Genomic DNA, 515 nt, shown 5'->3' with positions numbered 1-515 from the left:
TTGATAAAGCTATTAATAAATCATTGGAGTTAGAAAATAGTATTTCAAGTTACAGAAAAGATTTAGAAGATAAATTATCTGGTATAGAAAATAATATTAATTCATTAAGTAATGATAGTAGTGTGAAAGATTTATTTAGTGAAGAGTTATCAAAACTAAACGATTTATTTGACAATTTAGATAAAGACAATAAAGAGTTTAGAGATAGATTAGAGAGAAGAGTAGAATATTTTGAAGATACTTGGTCAGACAGTGCAAGAATAAGAAGCTTATATTCATCAGATTTAAGAGAAGAGCTAGAAAATATCAAATATGAAAGAGAACTTGAATTTGAAAATTATTTAGAAGAGTTAAGAGCTAAAGTAGATAATTTATCATCAAGCATAGATAATTACAAAGAAGGTGATATAAACAGATTATTAAAAGAATTAGAAGAATCTAAATCTAGTATAGAAGCTTATATTAAAGATACGGACAGCAAAAAAGAAGAATTATTATCTTCTATAATGAAAGAG

At 24.5% G+C, this 515-nt stretch carries 1 protein-coding gene; it reads left to right on the top strand.

Annotated elements, in window-relative coordinates; genetic code table 11:
* Positions 1 to 515: hypothetical protein (locus E6A48_RS10410; protein WP_219710135.1), on the top strand; the 515-nt coding region annotated here is incomplete at both ends.

It is taken from the genome of Brachyspira pilosicoli, from assembly GCF_019402445.1.
GTDB lineage: Bacteria > Spirochaetota > Brachyspiria > Brachyspirales > Brachyspiraceae > Brachyspira > Brachyspira pilosicoli_B.
Note: the sequence above shows the minus strand (reverse complement) of the source record. Positions and strands in the feature narration are given on the sequence as shown.